The sequence below is a fragment of the Novosphingobium sp. LASN5T genome (assembly GCF_003856955.1).
GTDB lineage: Bacteria > Pseudomonadota > Alphaproteobacteria > Sphingomonadales > Sphingomonadaceae > Novosphingobium.
The window spans coordinates 1-21,168 of the sequence record NZ_RQSI01000042.1 but is presented as its reverse complement, the minus strand read 5'-3'; the positions used below and the strand labels follow the sequence as shown (position 1 = coordinate 21,168).

Below are 21,168 nucleotides of genomic sequence, written 5' to 3'. Positions count from 1 at the left end.
GGAGCAGTCCCTGCTCAGAATGGCGGGAGTTCATCGCCATTGACGGTGCCACATGCCGTGCGCTTCATCGCAGGCCGCTCAGCTTGCGCTGCTACTTTGGCCCGCGCCGCCGGAGCCTCGTTCTGGACCGAAGCGTCGCGCACGATGTGCAAGGGAATGCGTGCTTCGCGCAGCCGGTCGGCAAGATTCGCCTGGATGCCGCCACCGCTGCACACCACCGCCTCGACAGGCTTGAAGGCGAGCATGCGCGCGTTGCGCTGATAGGGCGCCGAAGGTCCCCGCGAGGTATCGGGCTTGCACAGGATCACCGGTACATTGTGGCGCGATGCCCAGGCCGCCGCGATCACGTCCGCGCCCTTGTTTTGAGCGGTCGTTGCCAGCGCCATCGACGGGACCCGGGCATGGATCGCATCGAGATAGTCTTCAACCAGCGCAATGTCGGTGAACTGCTGTCCGCCCGAGAACACCACGACCGGACCCGATGGGGCAAACTGCTCGCGCCGCTGCGCCTTCTGTGCCGCAAGATAGTCGCGCGCTTCGATCATCGAGGCATTGGTCTTGGACGACACCCTGGACCCACGCACCGGCGAGAAAGGCCGACCGGTTTCGACAAGGTAGATCCGCGCGGCATGGTCACGCATGCACTCCATCGCATCGCGGCATTCGGCAAGGCTGCGGGCCTGCATGGTGAGGTCTTCCAGATCGGTCGCGTAGACCTCGCTCGGATCATATTCGCGCAGTTTTTCCTGGAGCCGGTTCGCCATCGCATCCTCGCGGTCATCGAGGCGTTTGGCGACGACATGGAAGCTGTTGGCCACGCCCCAGGCAACTTCGCTCGCAAAGTCCTCCATCCGGGTGTCGCGGAACAGGTCGAAGACGGTCGCGAGCATCATCTCGATCGCCGCCTGCGCCACCTCGGGATCGGGCATTTCGACAGCGCTCGGTTCATGTTCGATTGAGAGCTTGGCCAACTCGGTCTGCTCCATGAATGCCCGGGCGTAGTCGGGCGTGGCGATCTCGCGCGCATAGTGTTCGGCAAGGTCAGCGAAGTTCGAGAAACGGTCCGTCATGATAACCTCCAAAAGGAATTGTCTCTCATCACGCTGATGAAAGATGTGCCTTGAAGGACGCCGGAATCAGGCAGTCAGGGACGGCGGCGCGCCCGCGCTGCCGCCGCGTGTCGCGGGCGTGGGGGGAGCCGATTTTTGCTCGCAAGGCGCTAGCCGCAGCAGGCCAAAATCGGGGGGCACCCGCGATCCTTGACGGCCGCCAATCTCCCAGGCGTCATGCTATGGCGATGCTGATTTCGCTCAGCCACCGAGATGAGAGAGAGATTACGGTTTTGCCCCCGAACCCCATTTGGGCGTTCGGGGTTAACCGCAAAACGCCATGTCCTCTGCGCCCCGCTTGATTGCCGTGGCCGAAGGATGTCTGTGGGTTGTCGCGGGGCGCGCTGGCTGCGCCGTGGTCGGCGGAGCCAGCTACAAATGACGGACCCCTTGTCGGAGCCCGTCAGTCGCCCCGTGGCCCGGTGCATCGCACGGGCGCGGGACGGCGACGGAGGCGAAGGCAAGAGTGCCGGCGGCCCAATGCAGGAAACCCCGCACCCGCAGGAGCGCGCCAGCAAGGCGCGCGGGACCGAGTGCGGCAATCTTAACGGGGCCGCTCCTTATTTTCGGACCTGCGATGTCTGACACCCTGCTGATCGTCGTCATCACCGAACGCCGTCGCCGGTGATGGTGATGGTGATGGTGGTGATGATCAACAGACATGCGCTGACCATGATCATGATGGCCTTCGAAGGGCCTTTCGCGGTGGTATGGTTTGTTAGAAATATGTATGTTAGTTTCTAACGGAAGGAGTACACGAATCATGTCCGCCATGGCCGACAAGATCATGAAGCGCGTTCGCGCGAAGGGGCGGGGGTGGGTATTCACCCCCAAGCATTTCATCGACTTCGGCACACGCGGCTCGGTCGACATGGCGCTGTCGCGTCTGGCGCAGGCTGGAGAGATACGCCGGATCGGGCGCGGCCTCTACGACTATCCGCAGCTGCACGACAAGCTGGGCGCGCTGACACCAGATGCCGAGATGATCGCGCAGGCCGTATCGGCGCAAAGTGGCGACCGGCTCGCGCCCTCGGCAGCAGCAGCGGCCAACAAGCTTGGACTGTCGACACAAGTACCTGCCAGGGCGAGCTATGCAACGACAGGACGAACCCGCGTGCGCCAGGCCGCTGGCCGAAGCGTCACGCTCAAGCACAGCCGCGCACCAGTGCTGGGCAATGCCTCTGAGGCTGCCAACGGCGTGGTCCAGTTCCTGGCCGGGCTCGGGCGAGACAAGATCGATGCCAATGCGATTTCGCAGCTCGCAGCGCGGCTCGACGACAAGGACGTGCAGGCGCTGATCAAGGGCCGCGCGCAGATGCCGGGTTGGATGGGCGATGTCGTGCTGAAGATCGGGGCGGCGCACCATGGATGAATTTGCCCGGCGGCCTGCCGAAGAGCGGCGGGCGTTCTTTGCCGAAGCTGCCGCACGCCGCGATCTCACGCCACTCATCGTCGAGAAGGACTTCTGGGTGTGCTGGACCCTGCGCCAGCTGATGGGCGTGCCCGAGTTGGCCAAGGTCCTGACCTTCAAGGGCGGGACCTCGCTCTCGAAAGCATTCGGGATCATCAAGCGATTTTCAGAGGACATCGATCTCACCCTCAATCGCGCCGCGCCGCTGCTCGGCGAGGTCGCTTCGCCGATGGCGAGCGACATCAGCGGCAAGGAGCGCGAACGGCGCGGCAAGGCGCTCGGCGCTGCGGCGCAAAACTGGGTTGGAACGATCCTCCTTCCGACGCTCGCGCAAGCGATCGCGGAAGCCCTGGGCACCCGTGATGGTTGGAGCATCGAGGCGGATCCCGCAGACAAGGATCGGCAGACCGTCCTGTTCAACTACCCGGCATCCTCGGGCTACGGCCTCGACTATGGCAACACTTATGGCGGGCGTACCGGCTACGTACAGCCGCGGATCAAGCTCGAATTTGGGGCAAGGGGCGATCCCGAGCCATTCGAGCTGCGGGAGATCCTGCCCTATGTCGCCGAGGACTTTCCGGACGAATTGCCCGATGCGGTGACCGCCGTGCCAACGCTTGCACTCGAAAGGACCTACTGGGAGAAGGCGACGATCCTGCATGCGCTGCACCACAGCGGCAAATTGCGGCCAGGTCTGTCGCGGCACTTCTATGATGTGTTCATGCTCAATGCTGCCGGCATCACGGAACGGGCGCTGGCCGAGCGTGTACTGCTGGAGCAGGTTGTCAGGAACAAGAGTCTGCTCTTCGCTGATGCCAGAGCCTCCTACGGAACGGCGCAGCTCGCCACACTGCGGCTTTCGGTCACTGACGCGATGCGCGAGGAACTTGCGGCGGACTACGCCGCCATGGCGGAAATGTTCATGGAGGAGCCCCCAGCTTTCGACGAGTTGGTGTCCCGCCTGGCGGATATCGAGCGGCGGATCAATGCGGCCGGCTAGCCCGCAGGGGCACCGGCAAAGCGACAGCAAAGGTCAGGAGACGTCTCGGATGGAATTTGACGACCAGATGCGGCGCTTCTTCGGGACCGATGATCTCGGTTCGGTGTCACCCGCGGCAGTGGCGAGCGGCATCGAACGGATGCAGGTCGAGTTTGGCCTTGAAACCGACAAGGGCCGCAGGTTTGCAATGTGGTCGCTGCTCTACATGTTGGGTTCGGCGCCGGACCTCGACGTCGCCTTCAAGGACGAACGCGACCGCGATGCGGCGCGCATGTTTATGGATCTGCTGGACCAGGCAAACGATACCACACAGAGTTGATCGAGCCTCGGAAACGCCGGCCTCAGGCTTATCCCACATTCGGCAATCAGCGCGATTTGTGGGATAAGCAGTCCGCCAAAGGCGAGCGATGGCATCTCGACGGCGCAAGATGGCGCACAATCGTTCGGGTTGATAATCAAAATTATGTTAAATGAAATCAAGGACTTGGCGGAAAACAGGGGTTCAACTGGCGTCTGCCGAGCCGAAGGCAACGCCGAGCTTCTTGCGTTTTGCCGGGCCCGCGGCGGCCTTGGGCTGCGCCTTGGGTGCAGCTTCGGGCGCTGCATTGGCCTCGACCTTCGGGCTCTGGCCGGGCTTGCGGCCAAGGCCGATCCTGACCGCGAGCTCCTTGCGCTTGGCGGCATAGTCGGGCGCGACCATCGGGTAGTCGGCGGGCAGGCTCCAGCGCGTACGGTACTCGGCGGGCGTCAGCCCGTGCTCGGTGCCGAGATGGCGCTTGAGCATCTTCATTCTCTCGCCGCATTCAAGGCAGGTAACCGCGGCGGGCTTGACCGAGGCGCGCACCGAGACGGCAGGCTTAAGCTCTTCCACTGCCGGTTCCGGCGCCGGTCCAAGCGCGGCAAGCGAAGCGTAGACCGCCTGGATCAGGCCCGGCAAGTCTGCGGCCGCGACCGCATTGTTGCTGACATGGGCAGACACGATATCGGCGACATGATCCAGCAGTGCTTCGTTTTCCATGCGATGAGAACCTCTCCACTCCACGATGGACGGCTTCCTAAGCGATCGGTCGCCACCACGCCAGAGGGCCATTGCCGCAGCGCGTCAGGCGTAGCTTGATGCTTGAAGTCCAGGGGTTTAGGCCGCGAAGAGTTCGCCTTGGGGATTGGCAGCGCCCGGGCCCTGACGCCGCAGCGGCGCGGGTTTGCGCAGCAGTGCAAGGACGCCCGGCTTGACCACATAGACCGCATGGCGTCCGCCGCCGCGATTCTTGTGGTTGGTGGCGTAGCCCGCATAGTGCCGGGTCATCAGCCCGGCGCGGACCAGATCGGAGATCGCGCGGCTGACATTGGCGCGGCCCACGGCCTGGACCTGCTCCTCGACCGCGACCTCAATCCGCGCAGCGTCGAACTCCGGCTTCCCAGTCAGCTCGGCCTTCAGCCCCTCGGCAACGCGTGCGCGCAGCGCAGCGCGGCGGGCGGGCTGCGCGCTCATCGGCAGAAGCTGGGAGCAGAGCCATTCGCGCAGGAGTACCGGCACACCATTCTGGGCGACGAAGGGCCCGGCCTGCCCGCGACCATCGGCAATCTCGGCGACCAATTGGAGAACGAGGAAGGCATAGCGCGGCCGGTTCGAGGCTTCGACCAGGACCGCGTAGATCCCACCGACACCAGTGATTTCTTGGGCTCGTTCCATCGAACAGTATTGAGCACAAAAGGTGAATCCTGTGAATCCCCTTTGTGCCTTGCCATGTCGTTTGTCGCCCGTGACACTTCGCCCGGAGGCGCCATCTGGCTTGCGCTGCCACGTGCGCTGCCCTTTCTCCGCGACCGCTTTAGAGATCGTGCAGGCATGATCGATGAACTCGTCCATCCGGGCATTTCACGCGCGCAGCGCAACATGACACTCCGCCCGAGGGCAAAGTGTCACAGATGCCATGCCCGAAGGGGCGCAAGCCGCCGATCCGGCAGGCAAAAAAATAGGGCCGGCTTGCGCCGACCCCTTGGAAAGTTTTGGGAGAGGATGCCTGAAAGGCAAGGCGCATATGGGTGCAGGGTTCTGATGCTGCAAGTGCGAAATAGACGCTACAGGTTGCCTTTTTCGCAACCGCTGTTTCGCCCGTCGCAGCGACTACATGAGTGATGGGGGGCTGGCCCCGGCCCAATGGGAGGCGGCAGCGCCGCCTCCCGGGCTCGGGTTTAGAGGAAGAGGACTTCCTCGGCGACGATCTCGACCGCGTAGCGTTCGACGCCTTCGCGGTCGGTCCACTTCGAGTAGTGGAGGCGGCCCTGCACCTCGATGAGGTCGCCCTTCTTCTTGTGCTTGGCGACCGAGGTTCCGAGGCCGTTGAAAGCGGTGACGCGGTGGAATTCGGCGAGGGTTTCGGTGTAGCCGGCCTCGTTCTTGACCGTCTTGCCGTCGACCAGCTTGGGGCGATCGGTGACGAGGGTGAACGAGGTGATAGCGGTCTCGCCGGCGTGGCGGGTTTCAGGAGCGGCGGCGATGCGGCCGATCAGGATGACGAGGTTCTTCATGGGGTATCTCCGTGGCTTGAACTCGGCGGAACCGCCCGCCGATGAACACCACAGGCAGGGCCAAAGGCCCGGGCCCGCACCGAACGCATGTGAGGGAAACCCAAAAGCGAGGATTGGTGCGGCAAGCCTGAAGGGCTTCACGGTTCGCTGCTTTTGGGTTGCGGCCAGGGACTGGCCCTGCAGGGTTCATCGGCAAACGAAGGGCGGTTTCGTCAGTTCAGGCCCGCGGATCCCCGCAAAGGTCAGACCCGTCAGCTTCGGCCATTTCGGCAGGACCTGCTCCAACCTAAGCGCCCGCAGCAGCGGGCATTGCCTTCCTCGGCCCCCGCACCATGCCGGTCAGAGACAGGTGGTGGTCACACGCGGCCGCGCCCAGCCCCTCCCCGTCCAACGCCATGCGCTACGGCAAGGGCCTTGGTCAGATACACAAGCTGGCGCCCGCAGTCGGGCAAGGCTAGCCCCCCTCGCTAGGGGTCCTCAGCGCCAGGGCCTCGCGAGGCCTTGCGCGACCAGATAGTCGCCAGCGTCCACGCCGTTCACCGAGACCGTGGCAAGCGTCCGCCCATAGGGGTCGGTGCCAAGCCGCGTGATCATGACCCGCCCGCGCGACAGCAGCCGCGTCAGGGCGACCCGCGAGGCTTCGCCAGCGGCAAAGTCGCACCAGGCGTAGGACCGCCGACGGTCCTGGCACTTGGGGCTATCAGGCAATTCAGGTGCATCGATATTGGCGATGCGGACCCGCTCGCGGCCGCAGCGGATCGTGTCGCCGTCGTGGACGGTAGGAGCGAGGCAGAGGGCGGCGGCGGCAAGAACGATCGGCATGGGCCGGAGCCTAGCGTCCTCGCCCGCCCGCGCCAACCAGCCTCACCACTTCCTCCACTGGCCCCGATCGTCACCCGCAGGGCCGGCATCCATGCCGGCGAGCTTGGGTGGGCGGCGGTGCGAAAGCGCCGACGCTCAGCCCTAGCGAGTAGAGCGGGTCGCCGCGGGGCCCGCGCGGGGCGCGGGCTCCGGGGTGCCCCTTCCCTCCTCCACGTCGCTATCGTTCTCTTCCCCAAATCTCTCGCCGCCATTAGCTGCATGCAGGCTCAGCGTCAGCGGACTCGTTCGGGGACCAAATTTGCAGCAGGTCACGATGATGGATTCCCAACGAGTTCGATCTGTGATTCAATCACAGAACTGATCGCGCTCCATGGAGGCTGTTAGTTGTAGAGATCGGTGAACTGGAATGGCGGAACAAAGTGCAATTGAGTGGACGGACGCAACGTGGAACCCCGTGACGGGTTGCACCAAGATCACCGCTGGCTGCGACAATTGCTATGCTCATCGCTTTTCAGAACGGTTCCGGGGCGTTCCAGGTCACCCTTTCGAGAACGGCTTTGACCTCACGTTGCGCCATGAACGGGTCGATCAACCACTTCGCTGGCGGCGGGGGCGGATGATCTTCGTGAATTCGATGAGCGACCTGTTCCACAAGCAAATCCCGACGTCATTCATCGATGCCGTGTTCGATACGATGGAAAGTGCAGACTGGCACACCTACCAGGTGCTGACCAAACGCAGCCCGCGACTGCGTGATTACATGTCGAAGCGCTACGCGGATCGGGAGCCACCGGCCCACATCTGGACCGGCGTTTCGGTTGAAGACAGCGCGGGTGCTGCAAGAATTGCACATCTCCGCGAAGCTCGGTCGGCGGTGCGATTCCTTTCGATCGAGCCGTTGATCGGCCCTATTGGCCAGGTAGATCTCGCCGACATTCATTGGGTTATCGCCGGAGGAGAAAGCGGCCCCAGTGCGCGGGTGATGCAGATCGAGTGGGCAAGGGAAATTCGCGACGCCTGTCGAGAACAAGGCGTACCGTTCTTTTTCAAGCAGTGGGGCGGCTTCAGGCCGAAATCAGGGGGCCGAGAACTTGACGGGCGTGAATGGAGCGAATGGCCCACCGCGAAACGGATGACAGGCTGAATGATCGACTCTCGCTGGTACGACGGGCGGGAGCAGGCGCTCGTAAAGCACACGTTCCTAGATACATACATGCCGGCGCAGATACCAAAGGTGGTTAGTCCGGCCAGCGGGGCCGACACCTTCTGCTACGTCGATCTGTTCGCCGGACCGTGGCAATCGCAAAGCGGCGACTATTCCGACACCGGTTTCGGGATTGCGCTGCATCGCATGAGCCAAGCGAAGGCCAAGCAGGCAGAGTTAGGTCGCTCGGTGCGGATGGTAGCCCATCTCGTCGAGAAAGATCCCCGAAACTTCACCGAACTGACTGTCGCCGTGAAGCGCTTTGCCGATGTCGAAGTCCATTGCTACCAAGGCACCGCCGAACAGCACGCCGCCGCGATTGCCGCCGCGATCCCTTCGCGCGCGTTCAGATTTGTTGTCATCGACCCGAAGGGTGTCCCTGACGTCAGGCACTTTCAGCGACTGATCGAGGCAGAGCGCACCGAAGTCTTGCTCAACTTCATGTTCCAGTTCGCGAACCGGTTTGCAGGCTCGCAAGACAGGATGCCGACGCTCGAAGGGTGGCTAGGCGGTCTTCAAGGCGGGAATGAATGGCGCGCTGAATTTGCCGAATTGCGGGGCACCGAGCGCGAAGCTGCGATCTCGGAACGCGCGCGTCAGGTCCTGGGACGGATGGGTTCATACCCATATGCTCCGGCAATAACGGTCGACGAAACCGATGTAGACCGTCCACTCTACAAGCTGATCTACCTCACCAGGCACCCGGCAGGGCTCAAGGTATTTCGCGATGCCCACCGCCGTGCGCTTGAGACCCAGTCCGAATACAGGACGGCAAAGAAAGCCGATCTCCGGAGGCATACGACCGGAATGGACGATATGTTCGCACCTTTGACGAAGATGGAGCCGGGCGAACGCAGCGCAAGGGAAATGGCCGAAGGCGAGGCGAAGGCGCGAAAGATGCTGTTGCAGCGTGTGACGGACAATCCCGCTGGAATCGAGTGGAACTCGCTGTGGCCCGCGATACTGGACGCATGTGTCGTAACCCACGCCGGTTTGGGAGACATCGCCCGTGATCTCTGGTCTCGAGGTCAGGTTGTCGTTCCGGAGTGGCAGAGCAAAGCTATCAAAAGGCCGAAAGACGAGTTTCGCTTCAACTTGTCTGCCGAGCCCCAGTCTACCGTACGTTGAGCCCCAGTTCGCCGAGCAATTGCCCGGCCTGCTCGCGCGAGATTGTCGCCCCGCGAAACAGCCCGGCATCGACGAGGCGAAGCCCGCCGAGGTCGGCCCCGCGCAGGTCAGAGCCCTCGAACCGCGATCCCGTCACCATTGCCTCGCGCAAGGAACAGTCCTCGAACACCGTCATGCGAAAATCGCCCTTGCGCACATCGGCACCGGACAGATCGACCCGGCGCAGGCTCTCCTTGCGGAACGAGAAGCCGGGCAGCTTGGCAGAGACCAGCAGCACTTCCTCGAACTGGATGTGCATGGCGCGCGCCTCGGTGAAATCGGCACCGGTGAGCTTGGAGCCGGTGAAGCGGGTCGAGGTCAGGGTGGCCCGGCGCATCGAACAATTGTTCCAGTCGCCGCCGACGAACTCGGCTTCGCTGAGGTTCGCTCCCGAGAAATTGGCGAACGGTCCCCGGCAGGACTGCCAGACCGTACCTTCCAGCTTTGCCCCCGCAAGATCGCTGCGCCGCAGGTTGCAGCGTTCGAAGCGCCAGCGAGTGAGGTCGAGACCGGAGAGGTCCGCCTCTTCAAGGTCGCAGTCGATGAGTGTACGCAGCCCCCTGCCGATCAGGCGCTCGATGTCGCTGCGCGCCAGGGTGGCGCCCGCGATGGGCTGCGAAGCGAAGAGGTCGTCCATCACAGGACCGGTAGCGCGGCATATGCCGCCACGCCAGCAAACCGCGGGCGGCCTCCACGGTTGCACAGCGGCAGGCTCGAAGCGTCCGCTCGGCGGGCTTGCCGCGATCGAACGGCTATCATAGTCTGAGCCCAGCGCGCCCATCCGGGGCCGCGTCATACAAAGGAGATGCGCGAGAGGTCGAACGGGCAGCGTCGATCGCGAGAAATTGGAGATACCCCAATGATCCAGCGATACCGTGTGCTCGGCCGCAGCGTGGCCGAAGGCGATGAACTGCAGCCCGTCTTGCGCGAAGCCTACGAGCGCAAAAGTCCGGTCCATTGCGAATGCCGCAAGGGAACCGATCTCCCCGTCTACATCTCGCACCGCCAGAACCGCTACGTGCTGGCGCGCTGGCCGGGTTCGGGCGCGCGCCACGCGACGGCCTGCGACCACTACGAGGCGCCGGACTATCTCACCGGCATGGGCCAGGTCCGTGGGTCAGCCGTGCTCGACGATGAGGCGACCGGCGAGACCAACCTCAAACTCGGCTTCCCGCTGTCGCGCGGGGCTGCCAGGCTCGCGCCCGCGGCACTCACCAACGACAAGCCGACGGTGAAGTCCTCGGGCCAGAAGCTGTCGATGCGGGGGCTGCTCCATGTGCTTTGGGACCGGGCCGAACTCACCCACTGGCATCCGAAGATGGCGGGCAAGCGGACATGGTTCGTGGTGCGCCGCGCGCTGCTCGAGGCGGCGGCAAGTTGCCGGGCGAAGCAGGAAGCCCTGCCCCACGTGCTGTTTGTGCCCGAGAGCTTCAGGCAAGAGGAGAAGGAAGAGATCCGGGCCCGCCGCCGCGCGGCCCTCGCCCGGGTCTATGCCTCGCAGGGCGACATGATGGTCGTGGTGGGCGAGATCAAGGAGATCGTTCCCGCGCACGGCGCGGAAAGAATCGTCCTGCGCCATGTCGGCGACATGCCCTTCGTGATGGACCAGGACATGGCGCGGCGCTTCCACAAGCGGTTCGCCGGCGAACTCGCGCTATGGCAGGCGCAGGATGGCCCGAACGGCAAATGCGGCCATCTGGTTCTCGCCGGCTCGTTCGCGCGGCGGCGCGAGGGCACCTTCGACCTGATCGAGGTCGCGCTGATGCCGGTGACGCCCGAGTGGCTGCCCTATGAGACCAGCGACGAGCGCTACCTTGTCGCCAAGGCGGTGGCGGAGAAGCGGCGGTTCGTGAAAGGCCTGCGCGTCAATCTCGACTCTGATACGCCGATCGCCAGCCTGGTGCTCAAGGACACCGGCGAGGTGGCGAGCGCCATCCACATCCACGACCGCGACAACGAGGTGGCGGAGCCGCTCGAAGCGCTGCTCGCCGGGCAAGGCGTCGCGCACCTGCTGTGGAAGGAAGGCGAGCCGCTCCCGGCCCGCGTCAGCCGGCCGCCGCGGCGCAGCTGGGATGCGCAGCAAGCCGCCTGAGCAGGCTCAGTCGTCCGCCCGAGGCAGCGGTTTTGTCGGCAGCAGGTCGAGACGCCGGGGCGTGTCGCTACCCGCACGCAAGGCTTCGAGCCGCGCCGCGACCTCGCCCTCGTGCTGGGTGATCTCGATGCGATTGAGACCGACGATCGTCCAGACCGCAAGGTCAGGCCGCTCGGTCACGTGGACCGAGTAGGCGATGGGCAGCTTGTCGGGATAGAGCCAGAGCAGCAACACTGGCAGCGCAGCGAGGTTGGGTTTGCCGCCCGACGCAGCGAGCGTCATCACGCCCCGGTCGCGGTCGTACCGGCAGGTGATCCCGAGCGGCTGCGGGTGCCCGGCAAGGCCGAGGATCGTCTCGCGTGCCCGAGCGCCGAAGACCGCGTCGAGTTCGGCCGGGGGCTCGGCCTCGGCGTCCTCGGCCACCTCGGCGAGGAACAGTTCGACTGCAGCAAAGCGCACGGCTTCCTCGCGGGTGCAGGCAATTTCGAGCGTGAGCGTGATTGAAGACATGGTTGGGACTTTCGTTTGGCCGCGCGCCGACGCATCCCGTTGCCAAGGCAAGGGATAGAACGGCGGACCCGCGCGGAATTGAACGGGTCAGAGGACGAGGTGGCGCTCGACGTGGACGCGCACCCGCGGCCTCTGGAGGTTGAAGACGGGGACGCCGTGGCTGGCGGCGATGCGCAGCGCTTGGCCTGTGCCGCCCGAGGCCTGACCGTCCGCGGTCCAGCACAGCACAAATTCCGCAGGGCTATCGAGGCTGGGGCCCAAGACCTGGAACACGTTGCGGGTGTGGAGCGCCTGGACGAAGGCTGAGAGCCCGGCGAAGGCTGGATGGTGCGCGGCAGCGATGGCACGCGCCCTGCCCCAGAGCTCGGCGCCGAGCGTCTCGGGATGGAACTCGCGTGCCGAACCGCGCCAACCCGCCGCCGGCAAGAAGATCTGCGCATCGCGGCCGGACCCGCGCTCAAACGCGCTGTCGGCGCCGATCGCGTGGCCCGAGCGCAGGACATAGCCGCGCTTGTTGAGCGCGAAGGCGGCGCGGGTCATCAGACTGAGGATCTCGGGCGGCGTCGCGCGCGCGCCGATCCCGGCATAGAAGCGAGGCATGGGCTTGGACTCCCTTTAGGAACGCCCAGCTCCAGCCCCCTCCCCTCACCCGGTGTCGGCGGCAGCGACAGTGGCAGGACCGTAGGCGGCGAGCAGGTTGCGGTGGAGCACCGCGTTCTCAGCGGGGAAGAAGCCGCCGTCGGCGCTAGGCCGAGTGATCTGGAGTGCGGCAGCGACCATGTCGCGGAATGGGCGCATGACGGCGCGCGAGCCCTCGTAGGTCACCGGCTGCGGAAATCCCGCCGCGATCCAGGTGGCGGGTTCAACAAGATCGTCGAGCCAGGCCTGCGCGTCTTCGGGCAAGGGCAGTTCGGCCGAGACCAGCCACAAGGTTCGTTATATCCCGAAATCATGGGCATTGGCCACGAGGGAAAAGCCGAGCGGCAGCGGCGGCTCGCCGTTAAACGCAATGATCGCGGCCTTGTAGGCGAGCAGTTCGAGGGTGTTGGCCTCGGCAAAGTCCGCGCATTGCCCAAGCTGCGCGCAGGGCTCATCGGCGGGACCGGCGCCGAGTTAGAGGATCCGGTGTCGGCTCATCGCGCGGCCTCCTCGCAGGCGTCAGGATACCAGGCGAGTTCCATCGCGTCAGGATGGGCGGCATCGAACTCGGCGATGCGCGCATGGGTAATAAGGCCCGCACGATCGCAGAGCCCGACGTAGCCGCCGTAGAAGCGGCCGCCCGCTGCAACGAACTGGGCGTGGATGTCTTCGCTTACGGCTTCGGTGACGAAGAAACCCGGCACGCCCGCAATGTGCGCCGGCGGCAGGACGCCGAGCATGTCGTCGAAGAAGGCCTCGCTCACCCGCGATAGCGGGAAGCGGGCGAGCACCGCCTCGCGCGAGGCGGCCAGGACGGCCCCATCAGCTGCGGTCATCGCTCGCACCTCCGGTCACCACGAAGGCCGGGATGGTCAGCTCGGCGCGGGCCATCTCGCGTTTGAGCTCGCGCAGCCGCGTGAAACTGTTGATCCACCACGGCGGGAAGAGGACGTACTCGTCCTCGCTTGCCGTGTAGTCGCGCATCGGGCCTTGCCCCTCGAACAGGATGATTTCGGGGAGGAAGGCGCCGAGGCAGCCGCCCGACCAGCGGCGGAACGGCAGTCCGTGCTCGGCGCAGAAGGCGTCGATCTCGGGGATCTGCCCGCCGTTGAGCTCAGTGCCGTAGAGCTCAAGCGGTTCGTCTTCGGGCAGCACCGCAGGATCGAAGGGTTCGCCGTCCCATTCGGTGCGCAGGTCATAGTTGTCCGCGTGTGCGGCGAAGGCTTCGAGATGTTCGCGCGGCAGTGCGCCGCCGATGGTGATGTGAACGGGGGCTCGGTCGCCCATGGTTTAGGTCCTTTTGCTTGGGTCTGATCCGACCGGCGAATCCCCCCTCCCCTCAGCCTGACGTCGCTGTGGGCCTCCCTGCCCCCCAGCGTTCGGCTGTGCGATCGACGGCGAGTTCATCGGGACAGGTCTGGCACAGCGCAAAGGCTTCGGCGGGTGTGCCCGCGAGCCATTGCTCCCAGCTTTCTCGGGCGAGGACGACGGGCATGCGGTCGTGTACCTCGGCCATCTGCGGGCAGCCATCTACCATGACCATCGAATAGGCCGCGCCCCACTCCTCGGTCGGGCGCCACAGCCCGGCGACCGCGAAGACATCTGCGCCCGCCAGCGAGTACCAGGTCCGGGTCATCTGGCCCTTTATGCCCTCGGCCTCGGCCCAGGCGCTGACCGGGATCAGGCAGCGGCGGCGCTCGAAGCTTGGGCGCCAGAACGAAGTGCCGAGCTTGTCCTCGCGCGCATTGTTGAGGGGCTTGGGCTTCAGCGGCTGTCCGTTCTTGCCCTTCAGGACAAGCGGAAAACCCCAGGTCATCACCCGCGTCTCGCCCTCGGCGACGACAAGGCCGGGATAGCCCGGATAGACTTCGGCGGCGAAGTTCGCGCCAGAGGCGCTGCGCGCACCGAACAACCGGGCGATTTCCGCAGGGGCCTTGGTCATGCGGTACAAATTGCACATGCCCCGATGCTCGGCGGACCGCCCTCCCCTGTCAATCGGGACGAGCGGCTGCAACAACCACCTTGCAAATATGTTCCCCCTATGTTCTTTTGCCGGCATGGAACGAATCGATACGTCTGCTGTCGCTCATGCGATCCTGGCGCCCCGGGCTGGGCGCGGGTCGGGATCACAGCCCCAAGCTCGTGCCTGCGCGAGGATGCCGCGCTCGAACTCGCGCGGGTGATCGCCGACGCGGTCGACGCGCCAGCGAGTGCGCCGTCACTTGAACAGTCCACCCTGCCGCTCTGAAGCGCGCCTGCTCAGCCCGCCGGGCGGGCCAGCAACGCCTCGATCTGCGGGTCGAGCGGAAATCCGAAACGCCGGGCGATCTCGGCGGCGTGTGCGAAGTCGGCCGCACTGACGTGGAGCGAGCGGGCGAGATCCGCGAGCGTCTCACCCTCGCGCGGCGCGGACAGCGCATGGAGATTTCCGTGCGCCTGCGTCACGGCAAACGGCCAGGTCATGGCCACGCCGATCACCTCCTCGGCGAGCACGACCAGCGTGTCTCCGGTGCGGATGGCCTCGTCGCATTGGACCGCGTCATAGGCATTGCCGGTGCTGGCAAAGGCGTGGTGGCGCCGGGCGGTGAAGGCGAAACGTTCGCTGTCGGTCAGCATTGTGGTTCTCCGGACATCCCCATGCAAATGAAGAGGCGGAACGCCGGGCGGGGGCAGTGCCGACGTTCCGCCTCAGGCCGCGTGGGGGGCTGATCCGCGGCCTTTTCTCGGGTTGCGGGGACCCGCTTGGGGTCCCCGCCGGTTGGAGTTGGACTTGCCGATCAGGCGTCGACGAGCGGCGGCAGCGCGCCATCGTGTTCGGCGCCGTCCTTGGCACCAGCCCGGCCGCGCTTGGCGGGCGGGGTCGCGGTGCTGTCGCCCAGGCCGTCACCGGCCTGTTCCTCGCTGCGGTCGCCGCCGGCATCGTCAGCCGGGAACATGTCGCTTTCGCCATATTCGGACGAACCGAGCTGGGTGCTCCGGCGGCGCGGACGCTGCCAGGCCACCGCCATGGTGCCATCCTCGCGCGGGAAAGCCGCGATGTAGAGCGGCTGCGCCATCGACGGATCATCGATCTTGCCCTGGTAGAAGCTCTCGCCGGTTGCGTTCGAGGAGAGTTCGAAGAGTGCGCCGACGATCACCCAGCGGCGCTGGTCGTTGAGCGCGACGATCTCGTAGCGGGGCGCGCGCGGGTTGCTGGAGGTCACCGGCCTGAGGCCGATGGTGCGGGTGATGGTGAGCGTTTCGACAGAGCCGATCAGCTGGCCGTTGGCGTTCTTGCGGATTTCACCGATGTTCATGGACGTTCTCCTGGGTGGATCGATTGCGACCGAACCCCTTGTTCGATCACTCTCTTCCCACCCCCTTCCCTCCCGGCCGTCAGGCCGAAGCTGCGGGCGCTGCCCGCAGGGAAGTCCAAGACCGCTCAAGCGGTGTTTTCAGTTGGATCTAACAGCTGCGAATGCCTTGGATGTCCGCCGATCCCGTCAGGCAGCTTCTTGAGGTTGAAATAGTCCAATCCGTCGCCAGTTCTTCGAGAGACGATGGCGATTTTTGGGACCCTTGACGAGATTGGCTCCAGTGGGCGGCTGTCCGCAAGCCCTGAATAGATTTTACCGAGACATTTTAGGCTGTTCGTGCCACCCTCATCGAGGGAGGCCTTCGATTGACCGAATTCACTTTCGTACATGCTGCCGATCTTCACCTCGACAGTCCATTACTTGGATTGGCGGGTAAATCTGCTGAGTATGCCGCGCGCGTCGAGGCGGCTTCGCGTGAAGCCTTCGATAACCTGGTTGCCCTTGCGATCGATGAGGGCTGCCGGTTTATGCTGTTGGCCGGTGACATTTTCGATGGCGATCTGCGTAACTTCCAGACGGGTCTTTACTTCATGGAGGGAATGCGCCGGCTGGACGAAGCCGGCATCTCGGTGTTCATGGTCCTTGGAAACCATGACTCCGCCAATCGTTTTGCCGACAAGCTGTCTCTCTCGGGCAATGTCCATGTCTTTCCTAAGACCAAGGCCGCCACACATCGTCTCGATGATGTCAGGGTCGCGATCCACGGGCGGAGCTTCCCCCGCCCGGACGTCTCCGAAGATCTGGCGCGCGAATATCCGGCAGCAGCCGAGGCAATGTTCAATATCGGCGTTCTCCATACGGCCTGTGCGGGCAGCGAAGGTCATCACGCCCGCTATGCGCCCTGCACGCCAGAGCAGCTTACCAATCATGGCTATGACTATTGGGCGCTGGGCCACGTCCACGCCCATGCCGTGCTCGGCGAGCACCCGCACATCGTCTATCCCGGCAATCTTCAGGGCCGACACCCACGAGAGACGGGGCCCAAGGGGGCCGTCCTGGTCAAAGTAAATGACGGCAGAGTCACCAGCCTCGAGCATCGCGCGCTGGATGTGGTGCGCTGGGCATCGATCACAGTTGATGTGTCGGGAACGAGCGAACACCCGGAATTACTGGACCACATTCGCGGCCATATCGCCCAAGGCGCTGAGCAAGCCGATGGACGGCCCCTTGCCCTGCGCCTGACGGTGACTGGAACGACACCACTCCATTCCAGATTGATCCTCGAGCGCACCGCTTTCCGGGAGGACGTGGAAACACTGCTGGCAACGCTTTCGGATGACGTGTGGCTCGAAAAGCTGAGGCTGGAAACGGACCATCCTGAAGCCCCGGACGCCGTCGATCCGACCGTGGCTGGAAAGCTTGATCAGGAAGTGACCCGCCTCAGCCAGGACAGCGCGATTGCGCAAGTTCTCGAAGCGCGGCTTGCCGAGATTCGGACGAAACTGCCCGCTGGCGCACATGCCGATGCATTCATTGAGCAGATGCGCGCCGAGATACCCGAACGCGCCGCAGCCCTTGCGCGCAGTCTAGTCAGCGAGGCTGGTCATGCGCCTGACTGAACTCAGCCTTGAGAAATATGGCGGCTGCGCAAGTCGCGAGCTCACCATTCCTGAAACAGCGGGCCTCACGGTTGTCTACGGTGCCAATGAAGCGGGCAAGAGCACCTGTCTCGAGGCGATCAGCGACTTCCTGTTCTCGATCCCCAAGAATACCCAGCGCGGCAGTTTATTCGGCTACGATGGCATGCGCATCGGGGCCACGATGTTGATGGCAGATGGTAGCCCGGTGACGCTCAAGCGCCGCAAGGGCAACGGCAAGACGCTGGCTGACCTGTCTGGAACGGCGCTCGATGACACCGTCCTTGCGCCGGTGCTGGGTGCCATCACACGGGAGCGGTTCGAGACACTCTTCGGTCTGAACCACGAAACCTTGCGCAACGGCGGGGAGCGATTGCTTCACGCCGATGGCGACATCGGGCGTCTGATCGTCGAAGCAGGCGGCGGCTTGCGCACGCTGGTATCTCGCCTCGAAGGTATCGATGGCGAAGCGGACAAGCTCTTCGATACGAGGCGGTCGGTAAATCGTGTTTTCTACCAGCAGCTGACGGCGTTCGAGGCAGCTGAAAAGACGGCACGCGGCGCGCAACTGACCCGGGAAACCTTTGAGCAGACGCGCAAGGCATCGCTCGCAGCCGCGGAAAAGCTCGAGGCCCTGCGCATCGAGAGGCGCAGCCTCGGCGCATCGACGTCCCGGCTGGAGCGCGTCCTGCGCGTCGCACCCCACTTGCGTCAGCTGGCCGGCCTGACGCAGGATCTGGTCGGCTACGACGATGTCGCGTCCTTCCCGGATGATTTCGCGGCCAAGATGCGGACTGCTCTGGAACAGCGCAAAAAGGCTGAAACGCGGCTCGAGGGTGCGATCGAGCGGCGGGACCGCCTGAAGGCACGGCTTGATGCGCTGGTGGTGAACCCGGGTCTCAAAGCCGCCGAACAGCGGGTGCGTGATCTGGCTGAACGCGCCATTCACGTCAGCAAGGCCCGGTCCGATCGTGCCAATCGTCAGCGCGAGATTGATGACGGCGAGGCTCAACTGGCGGCGCTGCGCCGGATGCTTGGCCTGCCGGCCGATGCGGACCTTGCACCACTGATCCCGGACCAGTCTGCCCTCAATCTTGTGCGCTCGGCTGCCGACGAGATGGTGGAGCGCCGTCCAAGTCTAGCTTCTGCCAGAAAGCGCCTTGGCGAACTGGCGGCTTCGCTTGCGGCGATTGACGATCGTTTGGAAACGGCACGCCAGGCAGGGCATAATGCTCCGCCAGAGGCGTCGTCATCGGCCTTTGCCAGCCTTGCGGCCCAGAAGTCAGCGCACCAGGCACGTCAGCAAGCGCTGGATACTGACAGCGCTACATTGACCGGTCGGCTCAAGGCGCTTGGCTTCGATACTATTGATGCGCTTGCCACCCTGCCATGCCCCAGCGTTGACGATATTCGCAGTGAGCAGGCTGCGCGCGAGACGTTGACCTCGCAGATCGAGGATCAGGCCAAGCTGAAGCGCCAGGCCGAGCGCGAAATTTCAGCCGGTGAGGCTGAGATTGGCGCGCTTCAGGCATCTGGGACCATTGCAAGTGATGCGTCACTTGCCGAAGCGCGAAACCTGCGCGCCGATGCCTGGAGGCCGATTAAGTCGGCATATGTCGCGGGACAGCTGCCCGATGACGGCGCTGCTCGCCTTGCCGTTGCTGACGGTCTGGAAACGGCAATCGTGTCTGCGGACGAACTTGCCGATCGCCGCGCCGCAGAGGCAGAACGGGCTGCATCCCTCGCACATGCGCTGCGGCGCGTCGCGGAGGCAAGGGCTTTGGTCACGGCTGCGGAGGCCGAGACGGCCGCGCTTGTCGCACAAGGCGAAGTGCGCATCGCGCAATGGGGGAACAGTTTTCCGCAAGCTTTGGTCAAACACCCGGAACTGGCGTCGCTGCTCCAATTTGGTCAAGCCCGCCAACTGGCGCTGGATGAATCAGAACGATTGCGGAATTCGGCAAATGCGCTGGCATTGGAGGAGGCCCAGCTTGCACCGGCCGTTGAGTCGCTCGAACGGATCGAACAGAGCCGCAAGCTCGATACCACATTGTCGTTCGCGGCCCGGGTCAGCGCGGTGCAAAACGCCATTTCCCGGCACGAACAAGCACATGCTGATTATGGCAGGGACACGCGGGACCGGGAGGACTTGGCGCGGCAGCACAAGCTGGTTGAGGCGGAAATGCAACAATTGTCGGACGCACAGTGCGCCTGGGATGCGGCATGGCCTGCGGCAATAGGTGCGCTGGGGCTAAAACCCGACATTTCGCCGGCAGATGCCAACAGTGCGGTCACCGAATGGGTTGGCGCACGCGGTGTGCTTTCGGCAATAGGGCAGGCCCGCCAGCGGCTCAAGCGCATGGACGAAGACGAGACGAGCCTTGCGAAGGATGTCCGCAGCCTCGCGACCGGACTCGCCATCGAGATCGGCGAAGACTGTGTTGTTGCAGCGCAGATGCTGCTGGCCCGGTTTACCGACAACGCAACAGCACAAACCCAATATGATGGGGTACTGCCCGACTTTGAGGAGGCGAAGGTCGAGGCCGACCAGGCGCAAGAGGCCCTTGGCACCGCTCGGGAGGAGCTGGCTACGCTCGCGGCTTCGGCAAAACTTGATGGCGACGAGGATGGGGCCCTTCTGGACGCAGCTTCACGGTGTGAAGTACGCACGACTTTGTGCAATGAGATCGCTCTGGCGGAACGCACCGCGACGGACGTGGGCGACAAGCTTGATCTCGCTGCCTTGCGGGCGGAATGGGACGAACGCGACCTCGATGAGGTTCGCGCGGAACTGACCGAGCAGACATCGCGTGCTACCGAGATCGAGAGCGAAATCGAGGCAGCTATTCTCGCTGAGAAGGCGGCGAAGGACGACCTTGCTGCCTATCTGAGCCAGAGCGAGGTCAATCACGCCGTTGCCGAGCGCGAAGCGGCGGCAGCGCAGATGCATCTCGCCCTCGAGCGATATCTCGAGTTATCGGTTGCGCGCGAATTGGTGACGTCGGCCATGGCAACGATCCGCGCAGAGCAGCAAGATCCGCTCATTGCGCGGGCAGGCGAACTGTTCACGGCAACGACACTCGGTGAATTTGCCGGAATCGAGACCGATATCGATGACAAAGGCCATCCGGTCGTGGTTGGACGGCGAGCCAATGGCGGTATTGCTGCGGTTGCTACCATGAGCGACGGCACCCGCGACCAGCTTTTCCTCGCCTTCCGGCTGGCCAGCCTTGAGAATTATGCCAGTGCGACGGAGCCGCTGCCCTTCATTGCGGACGACATTCTGGTGCATTTCGATGATGAACGCAGCCGGTCCACGCTCGACCTGCTTGCCGAGTTCGGCAAGACCAACCAGGTTCTGCTGTTCACACACCATCGCAGCGTCCGGGCGCTTGCTGAACCGCTAGTGGAGCAAGGCCTTGCCAATATTGTTGATCTTGATCGACCGAGTCGAACACCTGCTTAACGGTGTTTTGGTCAGGTCGTCCCATATCCGAAATGTTGGAAATCACGTACTTTCCGGAATCAGGAATGAAATTGCTGTAAGCGGACGTTGAAGGGGCAGCTGCCAATGAGCAGCTTCACACCAATTGATGTCAGCGCAGGGTCGTATAGCCGGGATTAGAGCGGTTTCCATTCATTCCGGCTCATATCCGCAAGATTTGAAGTAATTGGCACATTCGGCAGGCTGGAAGATATCGACGAGCTTGCCGATCAGGTCCCACAGCCCATTGACGGTTCGCTCGCCG

At 64.1% G+C, this 21,168-nt stretch carries 23 protein-coding genes and 1 pseudogene; 9 read left to right on the top strand and 15 right to left on the bottom strand.

The genetic code is table 11. The features are described from left to right. Nucleotides 1–14 precede the first annotated feature (14 nt). Nucleotides 15–1,070: a DUF2493 domain-containing protein gene (locus EH199_RS19635; protein ID WP_124810855.1), complete on the bottom strand. Its 1,056-nt coding sequence runs from the start codon at nt 1,068–1,070 to the stop codon at nt 15–17. Nucleotides 1,071–1,872: 802 nt separating this feature from the next. On the opposite strand from EH199_RS19635, the gene EH199_RS19630 reads away from it, so the two are divergent. Genes EH199_RS19630 through EH199_RS19620 form a run of 3 tightly spaced genes read left to right on the top strand, consistent with a single transcriptional unit; the run spans nt 1,873 to nt 3,839 of the window. Continuing rightward, nucleotides 1,873–2,481 carry a DUF6088 family protein gene (locus EH199_RS19630; protein ID WP_124810854.1) on the top strand — a complete coding sequence of 203 codons (609 nt, stop codon included), beginning with the start codon at nt 1,873–1,875 and terminating at the stop codon, nt 2,479–2,481. After that, complete coding sequence (locus EH199_RS19625) at nt 2,474–3,520, top strand: nucleotidyl transferase AbiEii/AbiGii toxin family protein (RefSeq protein WP_124810853.1); 1,047 nt, start codon at nt 2,474–2,476, stop codon at nt 3,518–3,520. The genes EH199_RS19630 and EH199_RS19625 overlap by 8 nt, the downstream gene beginning before the upstream one ends. A 49-nt stretch (nt 3,521–3,569) precedes the next feature. Then, nucleotides 3,570–3,839, top strand: a complete 270-nt coding sequence (locus EH199_RS19620) for a hypothetical protein (RefSeq protein WP_124810852.1) — start codon at nt 3,570–3,572, stop codon at nt 3,837–3,839. A gap of 183 nt (nt 3,840–4,022) precedes the next feature. Here EH199_RS19620 and EH199_RS19615 read toward each other — a convergent pair whose 3' ends face one another. The 4 genes from EH199_RS19615 to EH199_RS19600 all read right to left on the bottom strand — a co-directional run bounded on the left by EH199_RS19615 (nt 4,023) and on the right by EH199_RS19600 (nt 6,874). Next, nucleotides 4,023–4,538, bottom strand: a complete 516-nt coding sequence (locus EH199_RS19615) for a MucR family transcriptional regulator (protein WP_124810851.1) — start codon at nt 4,536–4,538, stop codon at nt 4,023–4,025. A gap of 117 nt (nt 4,539–4,655) precedes the next feature. Beyond that, nucleotides 4,656–5,390: a hypothetical protein gene (locus EH199_RS19610; RefSeq protein WP_223806789.1), complete on the bottom strand. Its 735-nt coding sequence runs from the start codon at nt 5,388–5,390 to the stop codon at nt 4,656–4,658. A 326-nt stretch (nt 5,391–5,716) separates the two neighbouring features. Next, nucleotides 5,717–6,052 (bottom strand): single-stranded DNA-binding protein, encoded by a 336-nt coding sequence (locus tag EH199_RS19605; RefSeq protein ID WP_124810850.1) that lies wholly within the window; start codon nt 6,050–6,052, stop codon nt 5,717–5,719. A 477-nt stretch (nt 6,053–6,529) separates the two neighbouring features. Continuing rightward, entirely contained in the window at nt 6,530–6,874 is a 345-nt protein-coding gene (locus EH199_RS19600; protein WP_124810849.1) for a thermonuclease family protein, read from the bottom strand. 406 nt (nt 6,875–7,280) lie between these two features. Here EH199_RS19600 and EH199_RS19595 point away from each other — a divergent pair, with 406 nt between their 5' ends. Together EH199_RS19595 and tcmP are read left to right on the top strand one after the other, a co-directional pair. Continuing rightward, nucleotides 7,281–8,018 carry a DUF5131 family protein gene (locus tag EH199_RS19595; RefSeq protein WP_124810848.1) on the top strand — a complete coding sequence of 246 codons (738 nt, stop codon included), beginning with the start codon at nt 7,281–7,283 and terminating at the stop codon, nt 8,016–8,018. Next, a complete protein-coding gene (gene tcmP / locus EH199_RS19590; RefSeq protein ID WP_124810847.1) occupies nt 8,019–9,206 on the top strand; it encodes a three-Cys-motif partner protein TcmP in 1,188 nt (395 codons plus the stop codon). It abuts the gene before it with no gap. Here tcmP and EH199_RS19585 read toward each other — a convergent pair. Continuing rightward, a complete protein-coding gene (locus EH199_RS19585; RefSeq protein ID WP_124810846.1) occupies nt 9,193–9,882 on the bottom strand; it encodes a pentapeptide repeat-containing protein in 690 nt (229 codons plus the stop codon). The genes tcmP and EH199_RS19585 overlap by 14 nt on opposite strands. Before the next feature lie 222 nt (nt 9,883–10,104). On the opposite strand from EH199_RS19585, the gene EH199_RS19580 reads away from it, so the two are divergent. After that, the gene (locus EH199_RS19580) at nt 10,105–11,337 is read left to right on the top strand and encodes a DUF1173 domain-containing protein (RefSeq protein ID WP_124810845.1); all 1,233 of its coding nucleotides are present in this window, start codon (nt 10,105–10,107) and stop codon (nt 11,335–11,337) included. Nucleotides 11,338–11,343: 6 nt separating this feature from the next. Here EH199_RS19580 and EH199_RS19575 read toward each other — a convergent pair whose 3' ends face one another. The 6 genes from EH199_RS19575 to EH199_RS19550 form a co-directional block, all read right to left on the bottom strand. Next, nucleotides 11,344–11,847, bottom strand: coding sequence for a hypothetical protein (locus EH199_RS19575; RefSeq protein WP_124810844.1), 504 nt, complete (start codon nt 11,845–11,847; stop codon nt 11,344–11,346). Nucleotides 11,848–11,934: 87 nt separating this feature from the next. After that, the gene (locus EH199_RS19570) at nt 11,935–12,447 is read right to left on the bottom strand and encodes a hypothetical protein (RefSeq protein WP_124810843.1); all 513 of its coding nucleotides are present in this window, start codon (nt 12,445–12,447) and stop codon (nt 11,935–11,937) included. Between the two features lie 45 nt (nt 12,448–12,492). Beyond that, nucleotides 12,493–12,777 carry a hypothetical protein gene (locus EH199_RS24790; RefSeq protein WP_223806788.1) on the bottom strand — a complete coding sequence of 95 codons (285 nt, stop codon included), beginning with the start codon at nt 12,775–12,777 and terminating at the stop codon, nt 12,493–12,495. A 203-nt stretch (nt 12,778–12,980) separates the two neighbouring features. After that, nucleotides 12,981–13,322 carry a hypothetical protein gene (locus EH199_RS19560; RefSeq protein WP_124810842.1) on the bottom strand — a complete coding sequence of 114 codons (342 nt, stop codon included), beginning with the start codon at nt 13,320–13,322 and terminating at the stop codon, nt 12,981–12,983. Further along, on the bottom strand, nt 13,309–13,773 hold the full coding sequence (locus EH199_RS19555; protein WP_124810841.1) for a hypothetical protein: 465 nt from the start codon (nt 13,771–13,773) through the stop codon (nt 13,309–13,311). The genes EH199_RS19560 and EH199_RS19555 overlap by 14 nt, the downstream gene beginning before the upstream one ends. Nucleotides 13,774–13,825: 52 nt before the next feature. After that, on the bottom strand, nt 13,826–14,446 hold the full coding sequence (locus tag EH199_RS19550; RefSeq protein ID WP_124810840.1) for an SOS response-associated peptidase: 621 nt from the start codon (nt 14,444–14,446) through the stop codon (nt 13,826–13,828). 6 nt (nt 14,447–14,452) lie between these two features. Here EH199_RS19550 and EH199_RS25120 point away from each other — a divergent pair, with 6 nt between their 5' ends. Further along, complete coding sequence (locus EH199_RS25120) at nt 14,453–14,734, top strand: DUF6771 family protein (protein WP_370449701.1); 282 nt, start codon at nt 14,453–14,455, stop codon at nt 14,732–14,734. A gap of 11 nt (nt 14,735–14,745) precedes the next feature. Here the strand turns inward: EH199_RS25120 and EH199_RS19540 are convergent, their stop codons facing one another. Beyond that, the gene (locus tag EH199_RS19540) at nt 14,746–15,102 is read right to left on the bottom strand and encodes a hypothetical protein (RefSeq protein ID WP_124810839.1); all 357 of its coding nucleotides are present in this window, start codon (nt 15,100–15,102) and stop codon (nt 14,746–14,748) included. A gap of 161 nt (nt 15,103–15,263) precedes the next feature. Continuing rightward, nucleotides 15,264–15,782 carry a DUF736 domain-containing protein gene (locus EH199_RS19535; RefSeq protein ID WP_124810838.1) on the bottom strand — a complete coding sequence of 173 codons (519 nt, stop codon included), beginning with the start codon at nt 15,780–15,782 and terminating at the stop codon, nt 15,264–15,266. Nucleotides 15,783–16,147: 365 nt separating this feature from the next. On the opposite strand from EH199_RS19535, the gene EH199_RS19530 reads away from it, so the two are divergent. Together EH199_RS19530 and EH199_RS19525 are read left to right on the top strand one after the other, a co-directional pair. Next, nucleotides 16,148–17,401, top strand: a complete 1,254-nt coding sequence (locus EH199_RS19530; RefSeq protein ID WP_124810837.1) for a DNA repair exonuclease — start codon at nt 16,148–16,150, stop codon at nt 17,399–17,401. Further along, on the top strand, nt 17,388–20,885 hold the full coding sequence (locus EH199_RS19525; protein WP_124810836.1) for a YhaN family protein: 3,498 nt from the start codon (nt 17,388–17,390) through the stop codon (nt 20,883–20,885). The genes EH199_RS19530 and EH199_RS19525 overlap by 14 nt, the downstream gene beginning before the upstream one ends. A 171-nt stretch (nt 20,886–21,056) precedes the next feature. On the opposite strand, the pseudogene EH199_RS19520 reads toward EH199_RS19525, so the two are convergent. Beyond that, a pseudogene (locus tag EH199_RS19520) lies at nt 21,057–21,168 on the bottom strand (IS630 family transposase); the annotation flags it as partial.

Coding starts and splice junctions, on each gene's coding strand:
- EH199_RS19635 (WP_124810855.1), bottom strand. CDS start 1,070: ATGACGGACCGTTTCTCGAACTTCGCTGACCTTGCCGAACACTATGCG.
- EH199_RS19630 (WP_124810854.1), top strand. CDS start 1,873: ATGTCCGCCATGGCCGACAAGATCATGAAGCGCGTTCGCGCGAAGGGG.
- EH199_RS19625 (WP_124810853.1), top strand. CDS start 2,474: ATGGATGAATTTGCCCGGCGGCCTGCCGAAGAGCGGCGGGCGTTCTTT.
- EH199_RS19620 (WP_124810852.1), top strand. CDS start 3,570: ATGGAATTTGACGACCAGATGCGGCGCTTCTTCGGGACCGATGATCTC.
- EH199_RS19615 (WP_124810851.1), bottom strand. CDS start 4,538: ATGGAAAACGAAGCACTGCTGGATCATGTCGCCGATATCGTGTCTGCC.
- EH199_RS19610 (WP_223806789.1), bottom strand. CDS start 5,390: ATGGACGAGTTCATCGATCATGCCTGCACGATCTCTAAAGCGGTCGCG.
- EH199_RS19605 (WP_124810850.1), bottom strand. CDS start 6,052: ATGAAGAACCTCGTCATCCTGATCGGCCGCATCGCCGCCGCTCCTGAA.
- EH199_RS19600 (WP_124810849.1), bottom strand. CDS start 6,874: ATGCCGATCGTTCTTGCCGCCGCCGCCCTCTGCCTCGCTCCTACCGTC.
- EH199_RS19595 (WP_124810848.1), top strand. CDS start 7,281: ATGGCGGAACAAAGTGCAATTGAGTGGACGGACGCAACGTGGAACCCC.
- tcmP (WP_124810847.1), top strand. CDS start 8,019: ATGATCGACTCTCGCTGGTACGACGGGCGGGAGCAGGCGCTCGTAAAG.
- EH199_RS19585 (WP_124810846.1), bottom strand. CDS start 9,882: ATGGACGACCTCTTCGCTTCGCAGCCCATCGCGGGCGCCACCCTGGCG.
- EH199_RS19580 (WP_124810845.1), top strand. CDS start 10,105: ATGATCCAGCGATACCGTGTGCTCGGCCGCAGCGTGGCCGAAGGCGAT.
- EH199_RS19575 (WP_124810844.1), bottom strand. CDS start 11,847: ATGTCTTCAATCACGCTCACGCTCGAAATTGCCTGCACCCGCGAGGAA.
- EH199_RS19570 (WP_124810843.1), bottom strand. CDS start 12,447: ATGCCTCGCTTCTATGCCGGGATCGGCGCGCGCGCGACGCCGCCCGAG.
- EH199_RS19560 (WP_124810842.1), bottom strand. CDS start 13,322: ATGACCGCAGCTGATGGGGCCGTCCTGGCCGCCTCGCGCGAGGCGGTG.
- EH199_RS19555 (WP_124810841.1), bottom strand. CDS start 13,773: ATGGGCGACCGAGCCCCCGTTCACATCACCATCGGCGGCGCACTGCCG.
- EH199_RS19550 (WP_124810840.1), bottom strand. CDS start 14,446: ATGTGCAATTTGTACCGCATGACCAAGGCCCCTGCGGAAATCGCCCGG.
- EH199_RS25120 (WP_370449701.1), top strand. CDS start 14,453: ATGCTCGGCGGACCGCCCTCCCCTGTCAATCGGGACGAGCGGCTGCAA.
- EH199_RS19540 (WP_124810839.1), bottom strand. CDS start 15,102: ATGCTGACCGACAGCGAACGTTTCGCCTTCACCGCCCGGCGCCACCAC.
- EH199_RS19535 (WP_124810838.1), bottom strand. CDS start 15,782: ATGAACATCGGTGAAATCCGCAAGAACGCCAACGGCCAGCTGATCGGC.
- EH199_RS19525 (WP_124810836.1), top strand. CDS start 17,388: ATGCGCCTGACTGAACTCAGCCTTGAGAAATATGGCGGCTGCGCAAGT.